The organism is Burkholderia sp. 28_3, assembly GCF_003253915.1.
GTDB lineage: Bacteria > Pseudomonadota > Gammaproteobacteria > Burkholderiales > Burkholderiaceae > Burkholderia > Burkholderia cenocepacia.
This window is the reverse complement of the sequence record NZ_QKZF01000040.1, coordinates 23,197-29,759: the sequence shown is the minus strand read 5'-3', so window position 1 is coordinate 29,759 and position 6,563 is coordinate 23,197. Positions and strand designations below refer to the sequence as shown.

At 63.3% G+C, this 6,563-nt stretch carries 6 protein-coding genes and 2 pseudogenes; 6 read left to right on the top strand and 2 right to left on the bottom strand.

Going from position 1 to position 6,563, the window contains the following annotated elements; all coding sequences use genetic code 11:
- Positions 1 to 401: 401 nt before the first annotated feature.
- A pseudogene (locus DFS13_RS37735) lies at positions 402 to 814 on the bottom strand (EamA family transporter); the annotation flags it as partial.
- Between the two features lie 68 nt (positions 815 to 882).
- Complete coding sequence (gene merR / locus DFS13_RS37730) at positions 883 to 1,317, bottom strand: Hg(II)-responsive transcriptional regulator (RefSeq protein ID WP_027813560.1); 435 nt, start codon at positions 1,315 to 1,317, stop codon at positions 883 to 885.
- A 70-nt stretch (positions 1,318 to 1,387) separates the two neighbouring features.
- Here merR and merT point away from each other — a divergent pair, with 70 nt between their 5' ends.
- The 6 genes and pseudogenes from merT to DFS13_RS37695 all read left to right on the top strand — a co-directional run bounded on the left by merT (position 1,388) and on the right by DFS13_RS37695 (position 6,561).
- Positions 1,388 to 1,738 (top strand): mercuric ion transporter MerT, encoded by a 351-nt coding sequence (gene merT, locus DFS13_RS37725; protein WP_027813559.1) that lies wholly within the window; start codon positions 1,388 to 1,390, stop codon positions 1,736 to 1,738.
- 14 nt (positions 1,739 to 1,752) lie between these two features.
- The gene (merP, locus tag DFS13_RS37720) at positions 1,753 to 2,028 is read left to right on the top strand and encodes a mercury resistance system periplasmic binding protein MerP (protein WP_027813558.1); all 276 of its coding nucleotides are present in this window, start codon (positions 1,753 to 1,755) and stop codon (positions 2,026 to 2,028) included.
- A gap of 18 nt (positions 2,029 to 2,046) precedes the next feature.
- A pseudogene (merC, locus tag DFS13_RS37715) lies at positions 2,047 to 2,480 on the top strand (organomercurial transporter MerC).
- A gap of 45 nt (positions 2,481 to 2,525) precedes the next feature.
- Positions 2,526 to 4,205, top strand: a complete 1,680-nt coding sequence (merA, locus tag DFS13_RS37710; protein WP_027813557.1) for a mercury(II) reductase — start codon at positions 2,526 to 2,528, stop codon at positions 4,203 to 4,205.
- 17 nt (positions 4,206 to 4,222) lie between these two features.
- The gene (gene merB / locus DFS13_RS37705) at positions 4,223 to 4,804 is read left to right on the top strand and encodes an organomercurial lyase MerB (RefSeq protein ID WP_080324417.1); all 582 of its coding nucleotides are present in this window, start codon (positions 4,223 to 4,225) and stop codon (positions 4,802 to 4,804) included.
- Positions 4,805 to 4,878: 74 nt separating this feature from the next.
- Positions 4,879 to 6,561 (top strand): Mu transposase C-terminal domain-containing protein, encoded by a 1,683-nt coding sequence (locus DFS13_RS37695; RefSeq protein ID WP_011875634.1) that lies wholly within the window; start codon positions 4,879 to 4,881, stop codon positions 6,559 to 6,561.
- The last annotated feature ends 2 nt before the right edge of the window (positions 6,562 to 6,563 follow it).

Genomic DNA, 6,563 nt, shown 5'->3' with positions numbered 1-6,563 from the left:
TCATCGTCGTGGGTCCGTTCCGTGAGCTGTCTTCTAAACGTCCTCGGCTACGTCTGCGATGACCGCCGAGCCGAATAAATCAGCGTTTCCCTAGGGGAGGCAGTACGCCTGTGAACGAACAATAGAGTTTGACACAGCGCGCACAATAAAATCAGATGCTTAGCGATCTACTGGGTTAGGCACCGATGAAATAGAGCTTGACACTAACGCAATCCAACACAATTCGCAGAAGCATTTTGCGACAAAAGAGTTTGACACAAGTTGTAATGCCCCAAGGGTACACCGGCGCCGACTGCCGAAGCTTCTAGCCTCTGATCAGAGCGGGAACGGCACCTCGTAATCTTCGTCTTGCCCGTGGCATATCGCCTGCTCGCCGTTCTGCACGCGCTCAGTTCGCGCACCTAATGCTTGTGCCGGTGATGCACATCCGGGAAGTGTGCATGCGAATGGGTGATGGGCAGGTGCACATGCGGATGGGTATGGGGTTCATCGCTATCGAATGGGAAATCGTGCTCGTGCTGGTGATGTTCGTCGTGGCGATGGCGATGCGTGTGTTCGAGAGGCTCGTGCGTATGCTCATGCTCATGTCGTTCACGCACGTGCAGCCAAATGCCCAGCGCCATCATGGCGGTGGCGATCCAGAAAGACACGGACGGCCACTCGGGCCAGATAAGCAACGATAGCGCCACGCCGAAAAGCGGCGCAACCGAGAAGTAGGCGCCGGCCCGGGCTGACCGAGGTGCCGGAGCGCGATCACAAAGAACACCAGACTCACGCCGTAGCCGGCAAGCCCGGTCAGCATCGCAGCAGCGACCGTGATCGCGCCCGGTAACGGGTGCCCTCAAGAAACGGACTTTTGCGTACGTTAATGGCGAATGGCACTTACGCGGCGCCGACGTCACGTGGTTCTTCGCCTCGCTGCAATGAGGCAATCAGCGGACACGACACGTTGCCCTTGCGCGAATGGCACGCGCACACGAGCTGGGTGAGCACGGCTTCCATGCGTTCGAGATCGGCGAGTTTGTCCTGAATGTCGCGGAGCTTGTGCTCCGCGAGGCTGCTCGCCTCGTCGCAATGCGTCCCATCCTCCAGTTTCAACAGGTCCGCTATTTCGTCGAGGCTGAAGCCCAGCCGCTGGGCCGACTTGACGAACCGAACCCTCGTCACATCGCCTTCGCCATAGCGGCGAATGCTGCCATACGGCTTATCCGGTTCCAGCAGCAATCCCTTGCGCTGATAGAACCGGATCGTCTCCACATTGACGCCGGCGGCCTTCGCGAAGGCGCCGATGGTCAGGCTTTCGCTACCGTTATCCATACCGCTTGACTCCGTACATAGGTACGGAAGTAAGGTTACGCTACTCAGTGGATATTCGGAAGGGCAGCGTATGGCGGAACAGCAGAATGGGCGCGGCGCACTTGCCGCCGGCGGACTGGCCGCTATCCTCGCGTCGACCTGCTGCCTCGGGCCACTGGTGCTCGTCGCGCTGGGTGTGAGCGGCGCCTGGATCGGCAATCTGACTTTGCTCGAACCCTGGCGGCCGGCTTTCATCGGCGTGGCACTGGTGGCGTTGTTCTTCGCCGGCCGACGCATCTTTCGGCCCGTTGCGGTGTGCAGGCCCGGCGAGGTGTGCGCGATTCCACAGGTGCGCGCCGCGTACAAGCTCATCTTCTGGATCGTTGTCGCGTTGGTACTGATCGCGGTTGGTTTCCCCTACGTACTGCCCCTGTTCTATTGAACCTGGAGTTCATCATGAAAAAGCTGCTTGCAGCACTCGCGCTCGCCGTTGTTGCCGTCCCGGTCTGGGCCGCGACGCAGACGGTTACGCTGTCTGTGCCCGGCATGACGTGTGCCGCCTGCCCCATTACGGTCAAACACGCGCTGTCCCAAGTTACGGGCGTCGAAAAAACGGATGTCCGTTTCGAGCAGCGCGAAGCCGTCGTGACGTTCGACGATGGCAAGACGAGCGTCCAGGCACTGACCAAGGCTACGGCGGACGCGGGCTATCCGTCGTCGGTCAAGCCCTGAAACTACAGAGGTACTGCAATGTCATTCGTCACGCGCGCGGCCGATAAGGCCGGTTTGCTTGGCAGCATCGTGTCGGCGATGGGCTGTGCGAGCTGCTTCCCGCGATCGCCAGTCTGGGCGCCACCATTGGTCTGGGCTTCCTGAGCCAGTACGAAGGGTTGTTCATCCGCATCCTGCTACCGGCCTTCGCCGGCGTCGCGCTGTTCGCCAATGCGGTCGGCTGGCTCAAGCATCGGCAGTGGCGCCGTACCGTGCCCGGCCTGATCGGGCCGCTGCTGGTGCTGGCAGCCGTGTTTGTGATGCGCGCCTATGGCGAGCGCAGCGGCTGGCTGCTCTATCCCGGTCTCGCCATTATGGTGGCGACATCGCTCTGGGACCTGTTCTCCCCGGCCCAACGCGTCTGTGCCACCGATACGTGTGATTCGTGCACGGGCAGCGTGCGCAAGGGTTGAGTAGTGGCGCATCTAACTAAATCCATGAAAGAACGGAGCAAGGCGATGATGACCTTGAAGATTGACGGGATGACCTGCGCTTCCTGCGCCGAGCATGTCAGGCAGGCGCTGGAAAAGGTGCCCGGCGTGCGCTCGGCAGCGGTCTCCTATTCCAAAGCCCTAGCCGATCTGACGGTCGATGAAGGGGTTAGTCACGACACGCTGACTGCCGCGGTGACGACAGCCGGCTATCACGCCAGGGTGGCTGACGTGCCACCCCACTCAGCAGGCCTGCCCGGCAAGACGCCCGGCTCGGCGGAAACTGGTGGGAAGCGTAGCGGCGGTGATAGCGCGCTGCGGGTCGCCGTGATCGGCAGTGGTGGCGCTGCCATGGCGGCTGCGCTAAAGGCTGCCGAAAACGGCGCGCAGGTGACGCTGATCGAGCGCGGCACCATCGGCGGCACCTGCGTGAACGTCGGCTGCGTGCCCTCCAAAATCATGATCCGTGCCGCCCATATCGCGTATCTGCGGCAGACGAGTCCCTTCGACGCGGGCATTACCGCGACGGCACCGGCCATTGACCGGCCGCGCATGCTCGCCCAGCAGCAGGCGCGCGTGGACGAGCTGCGCCACGCCAAATATGAAAACATTCTCGACACGAGCCCGAACATCAACGTCCTGCACGGCGAGGCGCGGTTCACGGGAAGCCATTCGCTCACGATCACGCTGACCGCCGGCGGCGAACGTACGGTGTCGTTCGATCGCTGCCTGATTGCCACAGGTGCAACTGCCGCAGTGCCGCCGATTCCGGGCCTGAAGGACACGCCGTACTGGACCTCGACCGAAGCGCTGGTGAACGACGCGATTCCCGAGCGACTGGCTGTGATCGGCTCGTCGGTAGTCGCACTGGAACTGGCCCAGGCATTTGCACGGCTGGGCAGCCATGTTACGGTCCTGGCCCGTCACACGCTGCTCTACCAGGAGGACCCGGCGATCGGCGAAGCCGTGACGGCCGCCTTTCGCGCCGAGGGCATCGAGGTGCTGGAACAGACCCAGGCAACCCACGTGTCGCACGCCGATGGCAAGTTCGTCGTCACCACGAACCACGGCGAGCTGCGGGCCGACCAGTTGCTGGTGGCAACAGGTCGTGCTCCCAACACCGGTAGTCTGAATGTGGCGGGCGCCGGCGTGCAGCTCGACGAGCGCGGCGCCATCGTGATCGACGGCGGCATGCGCACGAGCGCACCGGATATCTATGCGGCGGGCGACTGCACCAACCAGCCGCAGTTCGTCTATGTCGCGGCGGCTGCCGGTACACGCGCGGCGATCAACATGACCGGAGGTGATGTACGTCTCAATCTCGATACGATGCCGACGGTCGTCTTCACTGAGCCACAGGTTGCGACGGTTGGCTACAGCGAGGCGCAGGCGCACCGGGCGGGCATCGAGACCGACAATCGCACCCTAACGCTCGACAATGTCCCACGTGCGCTGGTGAACTTCGACACGCACGGCTTCATCAAGCTGGTGGCGGAAGCCGGCACCGGCCGGCTCATCGGCGTGCAGGCGGTGGCGCCCGAGGCGGGCGAACTCATCCAGACGGCCGCGATCGCGATCCGCGCAAGGATGACCGTGCAGGACCTCGCCGACCAGCTGTTCCCGTACCTGACAATGGTCGAGGGGCTCAAGCTCGCTGCGCAGACCTTCTCGAAGGATGTGAAGCAGCTCTCATGCTGCGCGGGATAACCTGTGGGGGGACGACGATGAACCTTGCGCGCCATACGGCCGAACTGGTCGAGCGCCTGGCGATGGCCAACCAGTTGGAAGGCTTTGCAGATCTCTTTGTCGTGCTGCTGCGTGAACTCAGCAAGGGGGCGCCGGTTTCTCCGGCCGCATTGGCCCTGGCCTTGGACTGGCCCATCGAGCGGGTGAGCGTGGCACTCGAACAGGCGGTAAGCACGGAGTGGGACGACTATGGCAACGTCGTCGGCTACGGCTTGACGTTGCGTGAGACCCCGCACACTTTCGAGGTCGACGGCCGGCGCCTGTACACGTGGTGTGCCTTCGATACGCTGTTCTTCCCGGCGCTGATCGACCGGACGGCCCACGTGGTCTCGCGATGTGCCGCCACCGGCACACCGGTCTCGCTCACGGTCACGCCCACCGCGATAGAGGACATCGAGCCGACGGGCGCGGCCGTGTCGCTGATCCTCCCGCAGAACACGCCTGACATCCGCGCTGCGTTCTGCTGTCATGTGCATTTCTTTGCCTCTGCCGCTGTCATTTCCAGAAGACGACTGCACCATTCAGCGCGGTTTGAAGCCTCTTGTGCATACGGCTCCTGACAGCCAGATATCAGGACTCCTCTGCACGAAACTCGTCTATGCTCAATACTCGTGTGCACCAAAGCGAGATGAGCATGGCGACCGATACCGCACCGATTACCGAGCACGGCGTGGCCACCCTGCCAGAACAGGCATGGGAGCGTGCGCGTCGTCGCGCGGAGATCATTGGGCCGTTGGCGCAGTCGGAGACGGTTGGGCATGAAGCGGCCGACGCGGCAGCCCAGGCATTGGGGCTGTCCCGGCGGCAGGTCTACGTCCTGATCCGCCGTGCCCGGCTAGGATCGGGGCTGGTCACTGACTTGGCTCTTGGGCAGTCGAGCGGTGGCAAAGGTAAAGGCCGCTTGCCGGAGTCGGTCGAACGAATCATCCGCGAGTTACTGCAAAAGCGCTTCCTGACCAAGCAGAAGCGTAGCTTGGCGGCGTTCCACCGCGAAGTTGTGCGGGCGTGCAAGCTGCAAAAGCTGCGGGTGCCGGCGCGCAACACGGTGGCTCTGCGGATCGCCGGCCTCGATCCGCGCGAGGTCACTCACCGCCGGGAAGGACAAGATGCCGCCCGCGACCTGCAAGGTGTTGGTGGTGTTCCGCCACCCGTCTCCGCGCCGCTGGAGCAGGTGCAGATCGACCACACAGTCATCGACCTGATCGTGGTGGACGAGCGCGACCGGCAACCGATTGGCCGTCCATACCTGACCCTCGCCATCGACGTATTCACCCGCTGCGTGGTTGGCATGGTCGTTACGCTGGAAGCCCCGTCCGCCGTCTCGGTCGGCTTGTGCTTGGTGCATGCCGCCTGCGACAAGCGCCCTTGGTTGGAAGGGTTGAACGTAGAGATGGATTGGCCGATGAGCGGCAAGCCCAGACTGCTCTACTTGGACAACGCGGCTGAGTTCAAGAGCGAGGCGCTGCGCCGTGGCTGCGAGCAGCATGGCATCCGGTTGGACTATCGCCCGCTCGGGCAGCCGCACTACGGCGGTATCGTGGAACGGATCATCGGCACGGCGATGCAGATGATCCACGACGAATTGCCGGGGACGACCTTCTCCAATCCTGACCAGCGCGGGGAATACGCCTCCGAGAAGATGGCCGCCCTGACACTGCGCGAGCTGGAGCGCTGGCTCACATTGGCGGTCGGCACCTATCACGGCTCCGTGCACAACGGCCTGCTCCAACCGCCGGCCGCGCGCTGGGCCGAAGCTATCACGCGGACCGGCGTGCCAACCGTCATCACTCGCGCTACGGCTTTTCTGGTCGATTTTCTGCCCATCATCCGCCGCACGCTGACCCGCACCGGCTTCGTCATCGACCACATCCACTACTACGCCGATGCGCTCAAGCCGTGGATAGCTCGGCGGGACCGCTTGCCTGCGTTCCTGATCCGGCGCGACCCGCGCGACATCAGCCGCATATGGGTGCTGGAACCAGAGGGGCAGCACTACCTGGAAATTCCCTACCGTACCTTGTCGCACCCGGCTGTCACCCTCTGGGAACAACGACAGGCGCTGGCGAAATTGCGGCAGCAAGGGCGCGAACAGGTGGATGAGTCGGCGTTGTTCCGCATGATCGGCCAGATGCGCGAAATCGTTACCACCGCGCAGAAGGCTACGCGCAAGGCGCGGCGCGACGCGGATCGACGCCAGCATCTCAAGGCAACGGCAACGCCTGTCAAAACCACGCCACCACCGGGCGCTGACATGGATGGGCAGCAGGCAGACAACCAGCCGCCGGCCAAACCGTTCGACCAGATTGAGGAGTGGTAGCC

Coding starts and splice junctions, on each gene's coding strand:
- merR (WP_027813560.1), bottom strand. CDS start 1,317: ATGGATAACGGTAGCGAAAGCCTGACCATCGGCGCCTTCGCGAAGGCC.
- merT (WP_027813559.1), top strand. CDS start 1,388: ATGGCGGAACAGCAGAATGGGCGCGGCGCACTTGCCGCCGGCGGACTG.
- merP (WP_027813558.1), top strand. CDS start 1,753: ATGAAAAAGCTGCTTGCAGCACTCGCGCTCGCCGTTGTTGCCGTCCCG.
- merA (WP_027813557.1), top strand. CDS start 2,526: ATGATGACCTTGAAGATTGACGGGATGACCTGCGCTTCCTGCGCCGAG.
- merB (WP_080324417.1), top strand. CDS start 4,223: ATGAACCTTGCGCGCCATACGGCCGAACTGGTCGAGCGCCTGGCGATG.
- DFS13_RS37695 (WP_011875634.1), top strand. CDS start 4,879: ATGGCGACCGATACCGCACCGATTACCGAGCACGGCGTGGCCACCCTG.